16 protein-coding genes, 1 other RNA gene and 1 pseudogene are annotated in these 20,319 nt (G+C 40.1%); 4 read left to right on the forward strand and 14 right to left on the reverse strand.

All coding sequences use genetic code 11. The annotated features are described in order from the left end of the window. Together BFP77_RS05870 and BFP77_RS05875 are read right to left on the reverse strand one after the other, a co-directional pair. Window positions 1-411, reverse strand: a pseudogene (locus BFP77_RS05870) (IS1595 family transposase); the annotation flags it as partial. Between the two features lie 40 nt (window positions 412-451). Then, window positions 452-691 carry a hypothetical protein gene (locus BFP77_RS05875; RefSeq protein WP_143751857.1) on the reverse strand — a complete coding sequence of 80 codons (240 nt, stop codon included), beginning with the start codon at window positions 689-691 and terminating at the stop codon, window positions 452-454. An 88-nt stretch (window positions 692-779) separates the two neighbouring features. On the opposite strand from BFP77_RS05875, the gene kdsA reads away from it, so the two are divergent. Continuing rightward, on the forward strand, window positions 780-1,598 hold the full coding sequence (gene kdsA / locus BFP77_RS05880) for a 3-deoxy-8-phosphooctulonate synthase (RefSeq protein WP_099573119.1): 819 nt from the start codon (window positions 780-782) through the stop codon (window positions 1,596-1,598). Window positions 1,599-1,608: 10 nt separating this feature from the next. Here kdsA and BFP77_RS05885 read toward each other — a convergent pair whose 3' ends face one another. Beyond that, window positions 1,609-1,980: a DUF1801 domain-containing protein gene (locus tag BFP77_RS05885; RefSeq protein ID WP_099573120.1), complete on the reverse strand. Its 372-nt coding sequence runs from the start codon at window positions 1,978-1,980 to the stop codon at window positions 1,609-1,611. A 531-nt stretch (window positions 1,981-2,511) separates the two neighbouring features. Then, window positions 2,512-3,717, reverse strand: a complete 1,206-nt coding sequence (locus tag BFP77_RS05890) for an NAD(P)-dependent oxidoreductase (protein ID WP_099573121.1) — start codon at window positions 3,715-3,717, stop codon at window positions 2,512-2,514. 355 nt (window positions 3,718-4,072) lie between these two features. Here BFP77_RS05890 and ssrA point away from each other — a divergent pair. Beyond that, window positions 4,073-4,470, forward strand: a transfer-messenger RNA (tmRNA) gene (ssrA, locus tag BFP77_RS05895). 268 nt (window positions 4,471-4,738) lie between these two features. Here ssrA and BFP77_RS05900 read toward each other — a convergent pair. From BFP77_RS05900 to BFP77_RS05915, 4 genes are read right to left on the reverse strand one after another with little or no spacing between them, the layout of a single operon-like run. Then, window positions 4,739-5,542: a hypothetical protein gene (locus BFP77_RS05900; RefSeq protein WP_099573122.1), complete on the reverse strand. Its 804-nt coding sequence runs from the start codon at window positions 5,540-5,542 to the stop codon at window positions 4,739-4,741. A 36-nt stretch (window positions 5,543-5,578) separates the two neighbouring features. Then, complete coding sequence (locus BFP77_RS05905; RefSeq protein ID WP_099573123.1) at window positions 5,579-6,202, reverse strand: response regulator; 624 nt, start codon at window positions 6,200-6,202, stop codon at window positions 5,579-5,581. After that, window positions 6,199-8,052 (reverse strand): sensor histidine kinase, encoded by a 1,854-nt coding sequence (locus tag BFP77_RS05910; RefSeq protein WP_099573124.1) that lies wholly within the window; start codon window positions 8,050-8,052, stop codon window positions 6,199-6,201. Before BFP77_RS05910 ends, BFP77_RS05905 begins: the two co-directional genes overlap by 4 nt. Beyond that, window positions 8,053-8,790: a hypothetical protein gene (locus tag BFP77_RS05915; RefSeq protein ID WP_099573125.1), complete on the reverse strand. Its 738-nt coding sequence runs from the start codon at window positions 8,788-8,790 to the stop codon at window positions 8,053-8,055. It lies immediately after the preceding gene. Between the two features lie 1,041 nt (window positions 8,791-9,831). Here BFP77_RS05915 and BFP77_RS05925 point away from each other — a divergent pair. Both BFP77_RS05925 and BFP77_RS05930 read left to right on the forward strand, forming a co-directional pair. Further along, complete coding sequence (locus BFP77_RS05925) at window positions 9,832-12,135, forward strand: FdhF/YdeP family oxidoreductase (protein ID WP_099573127.1); 2,304 nt, start codon at window positions 9,832-9,834, stop codon at window positions 12,133-12,135. A gap of 132 nt (window positions 12,136-12,267) precedes the next feature. Further along, window positions 12,268-13,656, forward strand: coding sequence for an exonuclease domain-containing protein (locus BFP77_RS05930; RefSeq protein WP_099573128.1), 1,389 nt, complete (start codon window positions 12,268-12,270; stop codon window positions 13,654-13,656). Between the two features lie 456 nt (window positions 13,657-14,112). Here BFP77_RS05930 and BFP77_RS05940 read toward each other — a convergent pair whose 3' ends face one another. The 6 genes from BFP77_RS05940 to BFP77_RS05965 all read right to left on the reverse strand — a co-directional run bounded on the left by BFP77_RS05940 (window position 14,113) and on the right by BFP77_RS05965 (window position 20,300). Next, entirely contained in the window at window positions 14,113-15,522 is a 1,410-nt protein-coding gene (locus BFP77_RS05940) for an MBL fold metallo-hydrolase (RefSeq protein WP_099573130.1), read from the reverse strand. A gap of 120 nt (window positions 15,523-15,642) precedes the next feature. Beyond that, complete coding sequence (locus BFP77_RS05945; protein ID WP_099573131.1) at window positions 15,643-17,370, reverse strand: SulP family inorganic anion transporter; 1,728 nt, start codon at window positions 17,368-17,370, stop codon at window positions 15,643-15,645. 89 nt (window positions 17,371-17,459) lie between these two features. Further along, on the reverse strand, window positions 17,460-18,050 hold the full coding sequence (locus tag BFP77_RS05950; protein ID WP_099573132.1) for a DinB family protein: 591 nt from the start codon (window positions 18,048-18,050) through the stop codon (window positions 17,460-17,462). A gap of 28 nt (window positions 18,051-18,078) precedes the next feature. After that, window positions 18,079-18,855, reverse strand: a complete 777-nt coding sequence (locus tag BFP77_RS05955; protein WP_099573133.1) for an aldose epimerase family protein — start codon at window positions 18,853-18,855, stop codon at window positions 18,079-18,081. Between the two features lie 73 nt (window positions 18,856-18,928). After that, window positions 18,929-19,282, reverse strand: a complete 354-nt coding sequence (locus BFP77_RS05960) for a hypothetical protein (protein WP_143751858.1) — start codon at window positions 19,280-19,282, stop codon at window positions 18,929-18,931. 37 nt (window positions 19,283-19,319) lie between these two features. Next, the gene (locus BFP77_RS05965) at window positions 19,320-20,300 is read right to left on the reverse strand and encodes a PLP-dependent cysteine synthase family protein (protein ID WP_099573267.1); all 981 of its coding nucleotides are present in this window, start codon (window positions 20,298-20,300) and stop codon (window positions 19,320-19,322) included. Window positions 20,301-20,319: the final 19 nt, after the last annotated feature.

Below are 20,319 nucleotides of genomic sequence, written 5' to 3' on the forward strand. Positions count from 1 at the left end.
CTCGTCGACGTGCACCGTGCCGTCCATCGGGTGGTTCCCGCTGGACGCCATGGCCTCCCTTACCTTGAGCATGAACAGGCGGGCGGTCTTTTCGGTGACACCGTAGCGCACGCCCATGCAACTGGCCGACAGGCTCTTTGTACTGGTCGACATCTCGAAACAGATGAAAAAGGCCTTTCGAAGACCGAACTTGACCTTATGGAAAAGCGTGTTGGCAGTGGCCGAATCGGTATGGCCGCAGATGTTGCACGTCCTCGAAAAGTCTTTTCTTACCTGCGCTGCGACATGGTTACATTTGACGCATTTGAAACCCTCTTTCCATTTGATCCCGGCGAGATACTCCTTGCAGTCCAGATCCGTTTTGAAGCGATCGGAGAACTCTAGAAGGTTTTGACCCTTGAAAATATCCATATAAACCCTATATTTATTGAATTCAAAAGTATGAATTTATCTACTGACCTCTAAAACCGAATTCTTTATACACATCCGGAAGCAGCGGGTCCAACGCTACTTGCAGACCGGCCTTAATGTCTAGGGTGGTATTAACGCCAAGTGCCATTTCGTACTCCAAACCCGGGTTTAAAAGATTTACCTTGAACTGGCGTAACTCACAGTTTTTACCAAACTGTGCCATTGCCTGAGCAGCACTTAAGATCAGTAGTAAATTGAGCAGTATGCGTTTCGGTACCATTTGTAGATTTGGGTTTATCACAATAGTACCTTTATACAACAGAAAGCAGCTTAAAATAGTATCTTTGTTCTATTAAATTAAAGCCAAAATGAACCTGTCCCTAATACCCCAACTTAAACATACCGATTCAAAGAATTTTTTTCTTCTCTGCGGACCCTGCGCCATTGAGGGCGAGGATATGGCATTACGCATTGCGGAGCATGTGATTACCATCACTGATAAACTACATATTCCGTATGTTTTTAAGGGTAGTTTTAAAAAAGCCAATCGCAGTAGGCTAGACTCGTTTACGGGTATCGGTGATGAAAAAGCGCTTAAAATATTACGCAAGGTTTCCGAAACCTTTTATGTCCCGACCGTGACCGATATCCATACCGAACAAGATGCGGCCATGGCGGCGGAATATATAGATATACTGCAGATTCCTGCATTCTTGGCACGACAGACGGACTTAGTGGTGGCCGCAGCGAAAACGGGAAAAACCGTAAATATAAAAAAAGGACAGTTCATGAGTCCGGAAAGCATGAAACACGCCGTAACCAAAGTAACGGAAACGGGCAACCAACAGGCTATTATAACAGATCGTGGCACCATGTTCGGGTATCAAGATATGGTGGTAGATTTTAGGGGCGTACCGACCATGAAGCAATATGCACCTGTAGTTTTAGACGTAACCCATTCCTTGCAGCAACCCAACCAATCCTCTGGAGTAACGGGCGGAAGACCGGCGCTTATAGGAACGATGGCAAGGGCAGGTATTGCCGCTGGTGTAGACGGACTTTTTATTGAAACCCATTTTGACCCTGCAAACGCTAAAAGTGATGGCGCTAATATGTTGGATTTAAGTTTGCTAGAGAAATTATTAACCGATTTAGTGGCCATAAGAGGGGTAATGAATACCCTTTAGAGAAGAATTTTTACTTTTTTTTATAAAAAGCTTTCATTCTTAGGTTATAGGCTTCTTGTAGGACGGCAATTAAAAGTTCATTATCTATTTCCTCTAGCGAACGGTATCTTAAAGAACGAACCACTTTGCGGTTATCGGAGACCAATTGGTCCAGGTACTTGGTAAAATGTGCCGAATTCCAAAAACCTACATCTACATAACCTTTTTTTACCACCGCATTGAGATAGCAAATGGGCGAACCCTCGCAATAGAAACAAGGAATGTTCCATTTAAACTTTAACTGAGCATTCGGGATCGTGCGCTCAATAGCAGATTGTAGGTATAGCAATATACTTTGGTAAGGTTCTGTTTGATTTAAAATGTAAGCTTCGGCAGGGTTCATTTGTGAAATTTATCTAACTTCAATTTACAAGTTTTTGACTGAATGGAAGTGTGAAAATCCAATTGTCACTTCGAGTGTTTTGAAGCGTTCGACAGGGAGCTGCAAAATGTATCGAGAAGCAATGTGCGTACCAAAGCGTTCTCGATACTATTTGCTTGTCAGCAAATCACTCGAACTGACAAAAAGAAAAACGAGACGTCACTTCGAGTGAATTTTCTGAGCGGTCACTGAGCGGAGTCGAAGTGAACGAAGAAAATTAATATCGAAAAGCAAACGTGTACCAAAACGTTCTCGATACAAAGTCCCTTTCAGGACTTCACTCGAACTGACAAAAAGAAAAACGAGACGTCAAATCGAGTGAATTTTCTGGGCGGTCACTGAGCGGAGTCCAAGTGAACGAAAAAAATTAGTTCCCGACGCTTCGGGAGAGAAGCAAAAGTGTTCCAAGGCGTTCTCGATACAAAGTCTCTTTCAGGACTTCACTCGAACTGACAGTACGTACCTAAATCAAAAACACTTATAGAAGCTTGGCTACTCCTTCCCATCTACATAATCCTGCAAATAGCTGTAACGCTCCGTTAATTTGCCACTTTGGGTCATACGAGCCCTGTGTAATACCCCATTTTTGTCCCCATTAAAGAAGGCGGGTATAACGTTCTTAAGAAATGCGTCTCCAAAACCTATGCTAGCATCTCGCGGCAATTCGCAAGGAAGATTATCGACGGCCATAACAGCAATGGCATTGGGATCGGTAAAAATGGTCTCGGATTCAGATACAGGGTCGTAACCGTAAATAGGGTCGGCTATGGTAGAGGGTCTTATGGTAGTAGCTACGGGACCATCGATATCACAGCTCACATCTGCGACAACTTTGATTTTAAAATCGGGGTGTTTGGCATCTTCCCGAGTAAACAAATAGGGTGCTCCTTCTCCATAAAAATGACCTGCGATGTAGAAATCGGTCACCTTGGCAAAACGAAAAAAGTTGGATTTATACTCTTGAGGATTTGCAAAAAAGTCGGTCTTATTGCCACGCACGCCATCCTTACGCTTATTATATTCCGATGCATCTATTTGGCAATACACGGGCTCCCGAAAGTCCTCCTCTAAATATTCGGAAACGTTAACACGTCGCATACCCATACCATCTAGCATTTCCCTAGCACCATTGCCTACTCTTCCCCTACCCGTTAAAAGCACTTTAATATTGGGGAGTGTTATTTTTTTCAATGCTGAAATCAATTCTTGCTGATCCGTCAAGGTCTCCGCCTTAGGTAGTTTAAAAAAATTATATTTAAGACCGTAAGCCCTAAAGCCGTTATAGGCCCCTACGATACCCGCGTACCTTCCAAAAGCCACTAGGCGTTGTTCTTTTTCGTTGGTGATGACCTCATGGTCATATAGTTCTATATTTTTCTGTAAAATAGCCTGAAGCAAGTCCCGGTTATAGGGTTGCTTCTTTATGGTATGTGAAAAGAAAAAATATTGTTTGTTGGGAATCAAATTTTTGATAGGGACTTCTTTTACCCCAATTAGAACGTCACAGGTTTCCATTTCTGGAGCTACGGTAATTCCCACTTTTTCATAATCGCTATCCTTGAAGGTACGAATAGGTGAAGGCTCCACGATAATACGAGCATCTTTATAGGTGGACAGGACTTTTTGACAGGCCTCTGGCGATAGTACTACCCTGCGATCCGGGGGATTCTTACGTTCTCTTATGATTCCGAACTTCATGTATGCTCTTTTGGTTTGAATTTTGACCTAAATGTAGTAAATAGCAGGCACTTCGGCTAGGATGAGCGTAAAGTTCGCAAGTTTTTGTTAGCTTTGCTACCCGCGTTAGGGATAGCGGCAAATACCATGTATAGCCAAAAGCCCGACCCTTTTTGAAAAAAGGGGTAACGCCAAAGTAGACGTTAGACAACAATACTACTTATGTATCCGATATAGCTTCGGGTACGAAATGTTCTTTGAAAAAAATCATTGGGAAGAATTGAATTTCTGAACGTTTATCCGGTCGAGGATACCCTTCGGCTACGCTCAGGGTTCAATTCGATGACGGTAAGCATAGTTTACCGATCTCATTGAAGGGGCCGACTGGTTTTGACAGCGAGACCAATGGCATTGTAAGCATGTCGAGCGCTGGGATACAGCTCGTTAATCTCATATTTCACACTTTTAATTGGCGAAAACAATTACGCTCTTGCCGCATAATCTGAATTATAGTAGGATTTGCCTCGTCCCTACAAGGTAGGGAAGCGAGATGTTCCTGGGTAGCCCTTGTTGATGGCGACCCATTTAGGAGCACCAGAAAAGTCAACATAAGGTTGTTGTTCGCTTTGGCAATAACACTAAAACTTAAGAAGCTAAGCGTTTGTTAGGCCGTTTCCGGTCAGGCCTGCGTCGAAAATTAATCGGAAACTAAACATGTAGAAAGCACTGGCGTTGCTTGTTTGGACGAGGGTTCGAATCCCTCCGGCTCCACGATCACTCACAACTGTGAATTGGCTTAAAACATAAAATCCCATCAAGCGTGCTTGTTTGGGATTTTTGTTTTTAGTCATCAAGGCTACATTTAGCCTTAACAGTTGTATTTGCAGGACGGAAGCCATCGGTTCATCTGGCACCTATATCTTAACTTTTCTCATCAAGATAGCAGCCCACAGTTCATTTAGATAAATAATAGAAAGACATTCTTAATTCTGCCCTACTGTAATCAATTTACATAGCTTAAACCTAACTAAAAACAGGACGCTTATTTCCTGTTTACCGCTCTTATTAAAAAATTAGAAATAGCCCCTTGGTTACTTTGGTATAGTTCTAAATACTTCTCCCAATTTTGTTTACTAGCGTTAACTTCCCTTATGTGTAGTTGAACAGTTTGTAAAATCTTCATCTTAGGAATTACCTGATATTGAATTTGCTTAATTTCTTCACTAAAAGGAACGCTCCTGCCATCTAGAAGAATTGGGTTTAAATAAAATTCTTGGGCCTTGTCATCTCCATCAAAATAATAAAAACTAAGGTCTAAAATATAATTAATTCTATTCTTTGGAGAACTTAATTTCGCCATTGAATAATTTAAAACATAGGATTGTAATCCTATATAATAATAGTCCTCAGCGTTTTCTACGGCACCGATTGCAAACTCAAAACTGTTAAGAATTTGTTTTTCCTTCTTTTTATCCACTCCGGTATGCAAAAAAACAAGTTTGCTCTTAGGATCTAAAGAATTGAAACGCCCTGAGGAATCAAAGAGGGAGCAGGTAGCAGCATATTCCTTATTAAAATTATCTGGATTGTAAAATAGTTTAGAGGCACCATCTACCAGTAAAGGGATTAAATTAGTAACCATCTTACTAAAACCGAAGGAATATGAATCTTGGTTATCGAAATCTTCACGCACAAAATTTAGACTTGAGCTAGTATTCTGAAATTTAGACTTGAGTATAGTTTTATTAGAAATGCTATAATAATCAGAAGCTACAATTTGTGCTTCGGCGTTATAAAATCCTAATACGACCAACCCTGTTGAAAATAGAAGATTTTTAACAATCATTTCAAAAATTTAAAAAATTAGTGAGCGGTAATTTAGCTAAAAATCGTATTTCTTTTCCAACGCATACCTAAGAAGTTCACCTTTTCCTTTAAGACCTAGTATTCGTGTCATGTTCTTTCGGTGTGTGTCTACCGTATGTAACCCTATAAAAAGTTCATCACCAATTTCCCTTGAGGTTTTGCCTTGCGCTATTAACTTCAAAATTTCTTTTTGCCTGCGTGTCAGCATTCCTTTTTCTGATTTCTTTTTTGATTCATCAAAATTAGATACTGTAATATTTGCATCGTAGTATGCCTTCCCATCAGCCAAACTGACGATAGCTTCTAAAACTTCCTTTAATGGCGTGTTCTTAAGAATATAACCTGTAGCTCCTGCATTTATCATTTGATTTACGGCTTCATCTTGATCAAACATTGTAAAAGCCAGCACTTTTATTTCCGGAAATTCCTTTTTGATAATCTGCGTTGCTTGAATTCCATCCATTTTTGGCATACGTATATCGGTTATAACAACGTCGGGGCGTTTTAAACGAACTAGTTTTACCAAGTCCGCTCCGTCGTTTGCGGTGCCCACAATACTTATGTTCTCCTCATGTTTTAGAAGTAGCTTCATCCCATCTATTAAAGATTGGTGGTCTTCTGCAATGGCTATTCGTATCATATAGGTATATCTATTATTACTACTGTTCCTTTTGTGAGTTCCGATTCTATATCCAAACTTCCTTGTAAATGGGAAATTCGTTTATCAATACTTTTTAGACCCATTCCATTTGCCGTATTCGTAATTTGATGAGTTTTAAATCCTTTTCCGTTATCCTCTACCAAAACATTTAGGGTATCGCCGTGATTAGTGATATGAATGTTAACTTCCGTAGCCTCTGCGTGTTTAATTACGTTGGTCAATAGTTCTTGTATGATACGGAATAATGTAAGTTCCATGCTGTTTTCCAGGCGTGTGTTCAAGCCATGATCCGACACCGATATCTCCAAGCCTTTAACAATAGAGATTTTCTCCGCCATCTGGTTCACTGCTTGTAGCAAACCTTGCTTCGCCATTAAACCAGAATTTTTGGCATGAGCTATAGCCCGTATTTTCCCATAGGCTTCGTCTATTAACTCCTCTGTCTTAGAAAAGGTTTCCAAGTTTCCTTTCTTCTCCTTTGCCTCTAGGGAATTGAACTGTAGTTTCATTGCCGCCATAAGGCTACCCAGATCATCATGCAATTCATCGGCAACACGCCGCCTTTCTTTCTCCTGACCCAAAACCATGGCATCTATAGCAATCAGTTCTTGCTCCTTTAGTATATTAGAAACCTTTTGCTCTTCTAAAGTTTTTTGTTGCTCTGCCAACAGTTGTTTGCGTTTGCTATTTTTATTGACCAACACGCCAATTACGGAACCGGTTACTAGAAGAAGTCCTAAAAGAATCGCCCAGTTTCTATTTCTTGTATTACTGGATTTTAATTGCAACTTGTCCAGTTTTAATCTATCGGTCTGGTTTTGCACGGTTAATATTGAGGATTCCAAGGTGTTATTCTTATAACCCAACTCGTACTCAATATCCACTGATTTTCGCAGGTAATAATAAGAGGAGTCATAGTTACCCTCTTTTTCGAATATGGCCGCAGCCAACCTATAATTATAAAAAGTGTCGCGTAATTTTTTTGAAGCTTGGCCAGCTATCTTAAGATAGTTTTTAGCTTTAGATAGTTGTTCGTTTTCCATATGTAAGGCAGATAACTGCCATGCAATATCTCCCCTAAAATCTTCTTGCCAGTCATGTCTAGAAGCTAGACTATCCGACTTGATAAAAAAGTTCTTTGACTTATCGAAATTCTTCTCGATCTTATAATAAATTCCCTTTTCATAATAATATTTTGAATATAGTGAATGTGATTTGGGGAAAAACTTAAAAATTGAATCTAATCTTTCAATCTGGCTATAGTATTGAGAGTCCACTCCTTCTAAATCATCATCACCTTTGCTTGAAAAAACCAAACTGTAAATCACTATTAAAGCATCATCTGTTCGGTCTGACCTCAATTCAACAAATCGTTCTAAATAGGGTTCAAATTGTTTACTACCTATGAATATTTCAGAACGAAATAAATCTAACAAAGCAATTAACGCTGCCTTTTCCAGAACTGTATTGTTTATCTCATACCCTAATTTCAATGCTAAGGAGAACCGTTTAAACGCCTCAAGATTGTTCTGCTTGGTTCCATAGGTATACTTGTAACCTAAAATAAGGTTCTTCACAAACCTTAAATAGTCACTATCATCCTCTCTAAGCGTAGGGATTTTATTAATATCCGATGATTTAGTGGATAACAAAAGGGCTAAATTATAGAGTGACTCACTTAGGTTTTCATCATTTATCTGAGAAGCTATTTTTTGAGCTTCTACAAAATCTTGATTTTTAGTTAAATCAAAAAACACTTCTATATCAGAAGCATGTATGCTTATGCCATTTATAAGTAAGAAAAAGAAAAAATTAGCCCATTTACACATTTAAAAAACAACTTTATTAAAACTCTCTTTACATCTTCTTCCGGGCATAGCAAAGGCCTCCTCATTTTTATACATTTGTACCTCTTCAGTCCTTTGATCATAATCTTCCCTTCTAACAACTAAATATGCATCCTTATAGAAAAATTCAAAATCGAAGGCCCTTCCATTATCGGGCTTACATGCTATCCGCCCATCACTCATTAAGATAGGTTTACCCATGGAGTCAAACTGTGGAAACATTGGGTTCAGTACTCTCTCAGAATGTAGGTAACTGCCCTTTTCGAAATGAATGTTACTTAATGCATCTTCATTCAGAGAATAGGTATTTTCATCACTGAGCGCACGAGTATAAATTTTAAATGTAAGCCCGTCCAAAGCCCTAGTGGCGGAGACAATTATAGAGTCTATTCCAATAAAATAAGTTGGTTTATAATTTACTATTTCAAAATTTACCTTTTTCAAAGTTTTATAGGCCGGTCCCATAGTAGATTCGCCTACCTGAATAGACGCATAGATTCCATAGTTGGTCTGGTAACTCTGGCCCGCCATAATTAATTGTAAACGATCATCGTTTAAATCTATCGTAGAACTGTAAGCCTGTGCAGGATTATTCTCAATTTTATTTATAACTACTTTTTGCTGTGCGCCTATTGGAAGGGTTTTTTCTTGAGCCAATAACAAAACTGGTGTTAAAAATAATAATACGCTTGTAAGTGCAACTTCCTTAAAATTTTTCATTTGAATGGTATTTTTGGTTATAATTCAAAGCTCTTAAAAGTATTCCCTATTTAGAATACCCGATAAGCGGTATTTTCTTAAAAGATATAAAAAGTACATCTAAACCAGTAACCATTTCAAAATATACCCAGAACTAGGTATTGTAGAGACCTATCAAGCTTCCTAATTTTAAGTTAGGAAAAATCAACCCGCTTAGGGAAGAGGCTTCCAAAAGCTTTGAATATTATTTTATGACAAACGAAAAAAGGTAGAATTAGATTATTTACGGGAATTGGGAGAAAGAAAAATTAAATCCTTGAAAACTGCCTACGAACTTACGGAAAGTGAACTTGCTCTTATTCTAAAACTTCATAAAAAAAGACAGAAATACGGCAATACCTTAATCAACAAGCTGCTGAATAAATAAATACGGGAGACAACCCTTCATTGAAGTTGCGTTTTGAAATCGGGGGAAACTAGAAATGTACTGTAAATGAAGGGTTTAATTTGCCTTTTAAAAATTACAAGGGGCTCGTCAGAAATGTTATCAACAATCTATGATAATAACTTTTTCCGTGCATTTCATCGAAAAAAGCACACATTTTATCGCGAAAACAAATTTCGTCAATACTTTAGAATTCTAGAAAAAGAACCCTATAATTACCCTAGTCTAATGCAAGTTTCCCTTTCAAGATTCCCAATCATTTTTGTCTTAGTAATTTTATTCTCCTCCCTATGTATTTCTTGTAGCAAAAATTATGACTTGGTCTCCGACTATGTTGTCTTAGAAGAATCTAAAGTGTCACTTGACAGTACTTTACAGGCGAAGGATGACGTTGCACTTAAGGAGACTGAATCTAAAACAGATAATACAGCTACTCTTACCACACCTTAATCGGAACGAAACTAAGATTCGATTCTAAAAAGTTAACCGAAGACCTACATAGTTGAAGTCTTGCGCTGTAGGTGCTCTTTATCGGGAACCTGTAATTATTTAAAACAATTTTTAATCCAAGTCTTTTGTAATATCTTAGGGTAAAATACTCCATTAAGTACTTTTTGATGCCGAAAACAATCCACCGAGATGTTTCCTTGACCGGAAAAATAGACTTTACAGGAATTCAATTAAAAGCACCCATGGACTATGCTGCAGGTGCCCTTGGCGTAAAGGTAGCCTTGCAACATACCTTTAATGAAATGGGAGCTTTAGAAGCCCTTTCAACATTGGCACGGATGAACCAAAAAGAAGGATTCGACTGTGCAGGTTGTGCGTGGCCAGACCCGGAGAAACCTTCCAAAATAGCGGAGTATTGCGAAAATGGTGCTAAGGCCTTAGCCGAAGAAGCGACATATGAAAAGGTTGATGAGGCCTTCTTCAAAAAATACAGTGTCAATGAAATTTCACAGTGGTCCGATTTTAAAATTGGTAAAAGTGGGCGTCTTACAACACCAATGGTCCTTAAAGAAGATAGTCTACATTATGAGCCCATAACCTGGGAGGACGCTTATGCACTTATAGCCAAGGAACTAAAAAACCTCACTTCGCCCAACGAGGCCATTTTTTATACTTCAGGACGGTCCAGTAACGAAGCGGCCTTCCTATACGGACTGTTTTCTAGGGCGTTTGGTACCAACAATATGCCAGACTGCTCTAACATGTGCCATGAAAGTAGCGGCGTGGCCCTATCTGAAACCTTAGGTATCGGTAAAGGCTCCGTAACCTTAGAAGATTTTGACCAAGCAGAGGTAGTTATCGTTATGGGACAGAATCCGGGAACAAATCACCCTAGGATGTTATCCGCACTCGAAAAATGTAAGCATAATGGCGGAAAAATCATTAGTATCAATCCCCTTGCGGAAGCTGGTCTTATCCGTTTTAAAAATCCTCAAAAATTAACGGGTCTAGTTAAAGGCATATCCGTTACGGACATTCATCTTCAAGTGAAGATAAATCAAGATGTTGCCTTACTGAAGCTCATCATGAAAAAACTGGCAGCTCTGGATGCTAAAAACAAAACCGTATTCGACCATGAATTTATAGAAGCTTATAGCCATGGATATGCATCCTTTTTAGAGGGTTTAAGTTCTTACTCCAACAATGAACTTCTTGAAATATGTGGAGTCCCGGAAGAGGAAGTCGATAAGGTCGTCTCCCTATTAGCTAAAAAAAATAGGATAATTATCTGTTGGGCCATGGGACTCACCCAACATAAAAATGGCGTGGACAACATAAAAGAGTGCGTAAACCTGTTACTACTTAAAGGTAGTTTAGGAAAAACTGGTTCCGGTACTTGCCCCGTGCGTGGACATAGCAATGTGCAAGGAGACCGTACCGTAGGAATTATGCACTACGTTTCTCCAGAGCTTAACACTTCCATCAAAAAGGTATTCGGTTTTACTCCGCCTAATGATGAGGGTCTAGATACCGTTCATGCCGTTGAAGCAATGCATAATGGAAAAGCAAAGGTATTTATGGCCTTGGGCGGCAACTTCGTTTCTGCCGTTTCGGATACCAAATACACCGCTGAGGCACTTCAAAACTGCTCGTTAACCGTACAGATAAGTACCAAACTAAACCGCAGCCATCTCATTACCGGCAGAAAAGCTTTAATTCTACCCACATTAGGACGTTCCGAAAAGGATAGTAAAAATGGTAGCCCTCGTTTTTTAACCGTTGAAAATAGCATGGGTAAGGTGCACCGTACCAAGGGTATGTTGACCCCAAAATCGAACAACCTTAAAAGCGAACCCGAAATAATTAGTGAAATTGCTCACGCCGTACTTGGCAAAAATCACAGCGTTCCATGGCAGGATTTTGGAACCGATTATGATCTCATCAGGGATAAAATCTCACAGACCATCAAAGGCTTTAACAATGTCACCGAAAAATCCGAAGGCAGTGGTTTTTACTTGCCGAACAATGTGAAGGAGCTCGATTTTAGCAAACTACCCCATGGCAAAGCGCAATTTAGCACCTGTGCAATTGCTGACCACAAAATAGAACCGGATGAATTTCTACTGATGACATTTAGGTCCCATGACCAATTCAACACCACAATTTATGGTCTAAACGACCGGTATCGCGGTATATACAATGAACGCAGGGTACTTTTTATGAACGAAACCGATATGGTAAACCGTGGTTTTAAAAAACTAGATGTTGTTGATTTGATTAGTAATTATGATACTATTGAAAGAAGGGCAGCGCAATTTTTATTGATTCCCTACAATATACCCAAAGGAAATTTAGCGGCATATTTTCCAGAAACGAATATGGTCATTCCCCATAATCACTTTGCGCGTAGTAGCAATACTCCAATAAGTAAGTCCGTTGTAGTCCGTTTGGAAAAGAAGGCTTACAAGTAGCAAAGGGCCTCGGGGTAAAACACCGAGGTATAAGAAAAAAGCCAATATTAATTTCGACCTAAACGTGATAAAATTTAGATTGTAATTATTGAATAAATTCATACCGAACACAAGAAAAGTAAAGCACTCTCATTGTATAGCATAGTAGATATAGAAACCACCGGAAACGGAATTAAAGGCAATCGCATCACCGAGATATCCATTTTTAAATTTGATGGACATGAGATAGTGGATGAATTTACTTCCCTTGTAAATCCCGAATGCGAAATTCCTTATTTCATTACCGGTCTTACGGGTATTGATAATGCCATGGTAAGGGATGCGCCCAAGTTAGAAGAAATTGCACCTAAGATACTTCAGATAACCTCGGATACTATTTTCGTTGCACACAGTGTAAATTTTGACTACAACGTCATCAAAAATGAGTTCAAAGGAATTGGTCTGGAATTTTCTAGAAAAAAATTATGCACCGTACGTTTATCCAGAAAACTATTGCCCGGGTATAATTCCTATAGTTTAGGCAAGTTATGCTCTGCTGTAGGTATCCCGCTAACGGACCGCCATAGAGCTCGCGGTGACGCTCATGCAACAGTATTGCTTTTTCATAAATTACTACGGACTCCTGATGCGGAACCTGTCTTTAAAACCTTTCTTAATGCGCGCTCCCAAGAAGCAACCTTCCCTCCTGCCCTACCAAAAAAAGAATTTGAAAAATTACCCGCCACACCTGGAGTATACTACTTTAAGGATGCCAAAGGAAAGATAATCTACGTAGGAAAGGCGATACATATCAAGAAAAGGGTTCTGAGTCATTTTTATGATAAGACCACTAAAGAAATTGCGCTTTGCGGGGAGACCGCATTCCTTGATTTTGAAGAAACCGGAAGCGAATTGATTGCTCTTCTATTAGAATCCAGTGAAATAAAAAAGCATTATCCCAAATACAATAGGGCCCAGAAAAGAAACATTCAGCAATATGGCATCTTCTCTTATGAAGACCGGAATGGAATACTTCATCTAGCCTTCAATAAAATAAAAATGGTTCCTAGTCCGCTGGCCATTTTTTATAGTCCCACAGAATGCCGCATTTTTATGGAAGCTTTCTGTGAAGCCAACGGTCTATGTCCAAAGTATTGCCATTTGCAGGAAAACATCACCTCATGCTCGCATTACAAGATAAAGCAGTGTATGGGCATATGTACCGACCTAGCGCATTTGGAAGCGTATAATAATAGGGTGCTGCAGGCCATTTTAACACTAAAGAACAGCAGCAGCGATTATTTTTTAAAACTGAAGGGTAGAACCGAGGAAGAAATGGCTTTTGTTTCGGTTGTGAACGGTATGTATGCAGGATATGGATTTGTACCTAGCGATATACAAGTAAAAGAGCCAACTGATTTGGACTTTTACATTATCCCACAAAAAAATACATTGGAAACACAACGCTTAGTGGAGTCCTTTGCGCGTAAAAATTCGGATAGGATTATTGAAGTTAGTCAAGAAAAATTAGGCGCGTGGTAGCGTTAGTCGTCCATTTTTTTATACATACGAACCACAAAGAAAAACCATACCATAAATATGATTCCCACAAAAATCGAATACAACAAAACAAAATCCACTACTTCTTATATTTCAAGTAATTCATAAAACCAAGGATCGTAGGTGCCCAGAAAGCTATGAAAATGGCTTCTAACTTTTTTCCACTGAGAAACAAAACCTCGGATACTACAATTATGGATAGGACTACCAAAAGCAATACACAATTCATTGCTCCTATTCTCTCAATAAAATTTTTAATCATTACTATAATACAAATCCTACTTAAAGGTATTAATAATAATTTCAAAAATTTAACGAATCATTAAGTTTTTATTAACATTTAATGACTTGTCAAAGAAAAGCCTAAAATAATGAATATTCTAGGCTAAACAAATGTGTATATTCAATTTTTATAACCCGATAACAAAACCTTAGGGGCTATAAGGAACTAGGGCAAACATAATCCGTCATCTTTAGGCCTTCTTTTTTCAATGCTCCAAAACCACCTGCCACGTCTATTAGGTTGTGAATACCCCTACTCTTTAAAATTGAGGCCGCGATTACCGAACGGTAACCTCCGGCACAATGTAAGAAGAACGGTTCTTTCTTCGGAAAATCGGCAAGATAGCTGTTCAAATTACTCAGAGGAGTATGTTTTGCCGTTTCCAGATGTTCGGAAAGAAATTCTCCTTCTTTTCTAACATCATATACGGGAACTTCTTCCGTAGCCAATCTTGCTTTCACCTCCGAAGCCGGTACCGATGTTATCTTGTCTGTCTCTTTTCCGGCAGCTACCCATGCATCTAATCCGCCTTCTAGGTAACCGATCGTACCATCAAAACCGACTCTTGATAATCGCGTGACCGCCTCCTCTTCTTTTCCTTGGGGCACAACCAATAGTAAAGGTTGTTTGGTGTCTGCTATCAAAGCACCGACCCACGGAGCAAAATCCCCGTTTAGGCCAATGAATATAGACCTGGGGATGTGTTGTTCAACAAATGCGGCCTGCGTCCTAACATCGAGCACCAAAGCCTCAGTTTCATTTGCGGCGAACTCGAACGCTTCTGGCGTCAACGCCCTCATTCCCCTATCTAAGACCTCGGAAATATCTTCATACCCTTCTTTATTCATCTTTACGTTAAGCGGAAAATATTTGGGAGGAGGCAAAAGTCCGTCCGTTACTTCCTTAACAAACTCCTGCTTGGTCATATCCGCCCGTAGGGCATAGTTCATCTTTTTCTGGTTACCCAAGGTGTCCACGGTCTCTTTCATCATATTTTTACCACAGGCCGATCCCGCTCCATGGGCAGGGTATACAATAACATCGTCCGCCAAGGGCATTATCTTGTTCCGTAAGCTATCGTATAGGGTTTCTGCCAACTGTTCCTGTGTAAGGTGAGCTGCTTTTTGTGCTAAATCCGGTCTACCTACATCACCCAGAAATAAAGTATCACCAGAAAAGATAGCATGGTCTTTACCATTTTCATCTTTCAAAAGATAGGTAGTACTCTCCATGGTATGTCCTGGCGTATGAAGTGCCTTTATGGTAAGCTTCCCCAAATGAAACTCCTGACCATCCTTGGCGATAATGGCATCGAACGATGGGTTCGCCGTAGGACCGTAAATTATGGGAGCACCGGTCTCCTTGGAAAGGGTTACATGACCACTGACAAAATCGGCATGGAAATGCGTCTCGAATATATATTTTATGGTAGCATTGGCTTTACTGGCCCTCTCTATATAAGGTGTTACTTCACGCAAGGGATCAATAATGGCAACCTCACCTTCACTTTCAATATAGTAAGCACCCTGTGCCAAACATCCGGTATAAATCTGTTCTATTTTCATATTGCTTTTCTTTTGATATCATCGTGGCGCAAACGCCTAAAATCAATTATACGATTAAAAAATGACGCACTGACCATTACAAAAATAAAGGAATTACCCCTTATTGTTTTATGACAATTGTCAATTCCTTCTACTGTTCTCATAGGCCACTCGGCACCCTACGATAGAAACCTTGTTAGGATCATCGTAGAATGACACTGCTTCCTTGGTCTTTACAAAAAGATATTCCTTGTGCAATTCATTGATGATTCCCGAACTAAAAATGACATCCCGAGTAGGACCTATGGCCCCTGCTATGTAAAACTGTAATCCCATAGCATGTATTTCATGTATGAGCTTTGTTAACATATCCGCTCCCGTAGCGTCAATGTAGTTTATGGCTTCGGCATTTAAAATAACAGCCTTTAAGGAATTTCCCTTTGCCGCTACGTGCCGTAAGAGTTCCTTTTTAAAATAAGCGGCGTTACCAAAATATAATTGCGCATCAAAACGCACGATCAATAAATCATCCCTTACCTGAACCTCATCTCCAAAACGCCTGATATTCTTGTAATAATCCGAATTTCTAATATTTCCTAGCACGGCAAAATGCGGGTTCGAAGTGCGATATACCATTAATAACAATGAACAGAGCACACCGATTAGGATACCCACGGTGATACCAATGAAAAGTGTACTTAAAAAAGTGATGATCAGTATGATAAACTCATCCCTTCTATTGGTCCAAAGACTTTTCGCATATTTTACGTCTATAAGACCAAATACCGAAACCATGATAATACTGGCTAAGATGGCGTTGGGTAAATACTGAAAAACCGGGGTTAAAAACAGTAAGGTAATCACCACTAGCGCAACACTGAACAAAGAGGACAATAGTGTTTTTGCACCCGTTTCATAATTAATAGCAGAGCGGGAAAAACTGGCCGTCACGGGATACGCTTGAAAAAGAGAACCAATCATGTTAGATGTTCCCAGAGCAATTAATTCTTGATTTGCCACGATAGTCTCTTCCCCGCCTTTTTCCTCTAATGCCTTGCCGATAGAAATGGCCTCTAGATAACCCACCAAAGCTAGGGCTATGGCAATTGGCCATAAGCTTTGTACATATTCCAGCTTTACATCCGGAACTGTAAACGAAGGTAAACCTTGCGGCACGTCGCCCACCAGTTCTATCCCGTACATTTTCAAATCCAACAGATATACCCCTAGGATACCAAGTACTACAATAATCAAGATAATAGGTATGTTTTTATTCCATTTTTTGAACACAATAATCAATACGATACCTAATAGTCCAATACCTAAATCGTAAGGATTGGTATCCCCAAATTTTTGAATTGCATTTTGAAGGAGTTGATGAAACTTGTTACTACCCGCTATTTCCGTGCCTAACAAGTGTTTTAATTGACTAAGGATTATGATCACTGCCGCCGCGGAGGTAAAGCCGCTAATCACAGGTTTTGATAGAAAATTCACCAAAAAACCCATTCGGAACAGTCCCAACAAAAACTGAATGGCACCTACCATCAAGGCCAAGACCACGACCATGGCAATATAGTTTTCCACTCCCGATATGGCCAATGTTCCAAGTCCGGCAGCGACAAGTAAGGAATCCATAGCTACGGGACCGACTGCGATTTTTCTAGAGGTTCCTAAAAATGCATAGGTAATAACCGGAAAAAGTGAAGCGTATAAACCGTAAACGGGTGGTAGCCCTGCAATCATCGCATAGGCCATACCTTGAGGCACTAGCACTATACCTACCGTTAAGCCTGCAATTAAATCCTTTAGGAAATAGGCCCTCTTATAGGTAGACAACCACGTTAAAATAGGAAAGATACGTTGCACGTTGTAAAGTTAATCAATCTTGACAGTACAAACGCGATTGGTTAGCTTAAGCGCCTTTTCGCGAATATTATGTGGTATAAAATACTGCGCTACTCATTGAGTTTTCCTAAAAATACGTTCACTTTAGGATTGATCGGGTTCCCTGATGCCCTGCGCAGCACCACCACCTGGCCAGCGTGCCAAACGGCATCTTCTATTGGTCCGTTGATATGGTTCCAAAATGGAAATTCCGAACTCCCTTGGGAGCGGATGAATATGAGCTTATGTTGCGATAAATCCGCCGACTTCAGAAACAAGGAACTCGCTATTCTAAAATTTTCCAAGGTCGCGTTTCTTTTAGCACTAAAACTTAATTCTGATTGCTTTTGTGTGTAATCCGTAGGTTGCTGTTTTGCCGAATTCACTATTGTTCTGGACAATCCGTATAAATGGTCCATGGTTTGCGCCAAAGTTCTCGATTCTGCCGTTGGTCTATACGCTAGGTCTACCTCTCTTAAACCTTCAGTGGCCCAATAATACCTAAAGCCGAGACCATCTATCATCCGGGACACTACCGTGCCGGGCGTAAATTCTTCCGGTGCTTCCGGAATGGTCGCGTAAAACGTTTCAGGGTCCGGTTTTTCTTGTGCACACATAGCTTGGCTTAAAACAATGGTAAGTATGACTATTATCTTTTTCATTTCTTAGGTAAATGGTAAGAGGATTATGCTATAAGGGTTTCAGCAGTACTTTAAAGTTTTTGGGCTCTGCAGACAATTCTTCAAAACCCAAATGCAGTTGGTTTTGGGGTACGGCATAGGGGTAAAAGCTAATGGGCTCTATACAGACCATATTGGAAACCTCTGTCCACAGCATAAAATTTCCAAACCCTTCTGTTGTAATCTCTAGGGACTTTTCGTCCTTCAATAGAATTTTTTCACAATCTGCCACCTGAAAAGCCCTGCTCCCAACGGCCATGACCTCATCTAACGTAACAGTCCTTTCTGAAGTCGTAATCACAGGATTAGATGTTGTAAGGTTAAAGGCGGGGTGATATCCCAACATAAATGGCATTCCTACTTCGCCAGTAATGGTAAAGACCACTTCTAACCCGTCTTCTTTCAGTTCAAAAGACTTCTGAAATCGAAAATCGTAAGGCCATTTTAATTGTGCTTCCGTGGATTTTACTGGAAATTTAGAATTTTTGACCGGTGTATGAGCTTTGTACCTTTTCTCGAATACGGCCTTTGTTGTCGCTTGATGTTTTTCTTCGTACACCATTTCCCTTAGTAGGCCGTGTTGGTCCTGTATCGCATCACCTTTTGGAGTCGCTACCCTAAAATTAGCCTCGTTAGTTGGTCCAATAATGGGAAACATTTCCGTATCGGCATTACGCCACCCCGGACTCCCTTTTTGATGTATGAATTGGTGGCCAGTAACCACGTATCCCACCAGTTCCCCTTTATCGATTTGTACGGATTGATTTCCTAAATTAAGTTCTGTCATCGTCTACTATTCATTAAATTTTCGCTCAGAGCGCGTCTATCTGAGTATCCATCCAGCTTAGGCCGTCGTTTATTCAATCGGTTAGATAATCGAGCTCTTCCGCATAGGTATTATCAACAAAGTTGGTAGGCCATACGTCCGTTCCAAGAACAGGCCAGAGATTAAAATTAGCTTCAGCGGCACCAGATTGGTTCAAAGTAGCTGTGTATATATCTATTCTTCCAAAAATGACACTATTGGATAGTGGCCCTCCTCGGAGTTGTCCCCATCTTTCTTTTAACTTGGAAACGTAAGCAGGGTCTTCAATGTCCTCCTCCTCTTCCCTCGGCACAGAAATGTCTGAACTGCAACCCGACAAAAATAAAATAAGGCAAGCAAACAATAAACGATAGTATTCTGTTAATGTTAAAGATGGAACCTTCTTCATAATGGAACTTTTATTTCTATGGTACTGAAAAAACAGCCTACTCTAGGAAACCTTTTTCTTTCATCCATTCGTCATTAAACATTTTCCCTACATAGCGACTCCCATGATCGTGGAACAGTACCACCACGACATCATCTTTTGTAAAATGCTCTTTTAATTGCAGCAGACCTTTAATTGCGGCACCAGCGGAATTCCCTAGGAACATGGCCTCCTCTTTTGCCAAACGTTGGGTATATACGGCCGCATCTTTATCCGTTACCTTGGTAAAACCATCGATCACCCCAAAATTGACATTTAGCGGTAAAATATCCTCCCCAATACCTTCCGTGATATAGGGATAGATTTCTTTCTCATCAAAAATACCGGTCTCATGATATTTTTTAAAGACAGAACCGTAGGTATCTATTCCCCATACTTTTACATTGGGGTTCTTCATTTTTAAATAGGACCCCACACCGGAAATGGTACCGCCCGTGCCTACTCCCACGACAAAATGAGTGACCTTCCCCGCCGTCTGTTCCCAAATTTCGGGACCGGTACTAAGAAAATGCGCTTTGCAGTTAGACGGATTGTCATATTGATTCACGTACCAAGAGTTCGGTATCTCCTTTGCCAGTCTTTTGGCCGTACTATAATAACTCCTAGGGTCTTCCGGAGCAACATCAGTAGGACAAACATAAACTTCGCTACCGACCGCTCGAAGGATATCCATCTTCTCCTTGGACTGTTTATCACTGATGACACAAATCATCTTGTAACCACGAATAGTCGCCGCCAAGGCCAGACCCATTCCCGTGTTACCAGAAGTACCTTCTATGATGGTTCCCCCAGGTTTCAAAACCCCAGCAGCTTCCGCATCCAAGACCATCTGTAAGGCCATACGGTCCTTTACCGAATTCCCTGGGTTAAAGGTTTCATATTTAGCAAGAACCAAACAGGGAAGTTCTGCCGTTAATCTATTTAGTTTTACCAGTGGCGTATTTCCAATGGTTTCCAATATATTCTCTGCGTATTCCATTTTCATATTTTCAACTTCT

The organism is Maribacter sp. 4U21 (assembly GCF_002742365.1).
Taxonomy (GTDB): Bacteria; Bacteroidota; Bacteroidia; order Flavobacteriales; family Flavobacteriaceae; genus Maribacter.

Coding starts and splice junctions, on each gene's coding strand:
- BFP77_RS05885 (WP_099573120.1), bottom strand. CDS start 1,980: ATGAACCCTGCCGAAGCTTACATTTTAAATCAAACAGAACCTTACCAA.
- BFP77_RS05965 (WP_099573267.1), bottom strand. CDS start 20,300: ATGGAATACGCAGAGAATATATTGGAAACCATTGGAAATACGCCACTG.
- BFP77_RS05915 (WP_099573125.1), bottom strand. CDS start 8,790: ATGAAAAATTTTAAGGAAGTTGCACTTACAAGCGTATTATTATTTTTA.
- BFP77_RS05890 (WP_099573121.1), bottom strand. CDS start 3,717: ATGAAGTTCGGAATCATAAGAGAACGTAAGAATCCCCCGGATCGCAGG.
- BFP77_RS05960 (WP_143751858.1), bottom strand. CDS start 19,282: ATGAAGAAGGTTCCATCTTTAACATTAACAGAATACTATCGTTTATTG.
- BFP77_RS05955 (WP_099573133.1), bottom strand. CDS start 18,855: ATGACAGAACTTAATTTAGGAAATCAATCCGTACAAATCGATAAAGGG.
- BFP77_RS05875 (WP_143751857.1), bottom strand. CDS start 691: ATGGTACCGAAACGCATACTGCTCAATTTACTACTGATCTTAAGTGCT.
- BFP77_RS05950 (WP_099573132.1), bottom strand. CDS start 18,050: ATGAAAAAGATAATAGTCATACTTACCATTGTTTTAAGCCAAGCTATG.
- BFP77_RS05910 (WP_099573124.1), bottom strand. CDS start 8,052: ATGTGTAAATGGGCTAATTTTTTCTTTTTCTTACTTATAAATGGCATA.
- BFP77_RS05900 (WP_099573122.1), bottom strand. CDS start 5,542: ATGATTGTTAAAAATCTTCTATTTTCAACAGGGTTGGTCGTATTAGGA.
- BFP77_RS05905 (WP_099573123.1), bottom strand. CDS start 6,202: ATGATACGAATAGCCATTGCAGAAGACCACCAATCTTTAATAGATGGG.
- BFP77_RS05925 (WP_099573127.1), top strand. CDS start 9,832: ATGCCGAAAACAATCCACCGAGATGTTTCCTTGACCGGAAAAATAGAC.
- BFP77_RS05940 (WP_099573130.1), bottom strand. CDS start 15,522: ATGAAAATAGAACAGATTTATACCGGATGTTTGGCACAGGGTGCTTAC.
- kdsA (WP_099573119.1), top strand. CDS start 780: ATGAACCTGTCCCTAATACCCCAACTTAAACATACCGATTCAAAGAAT.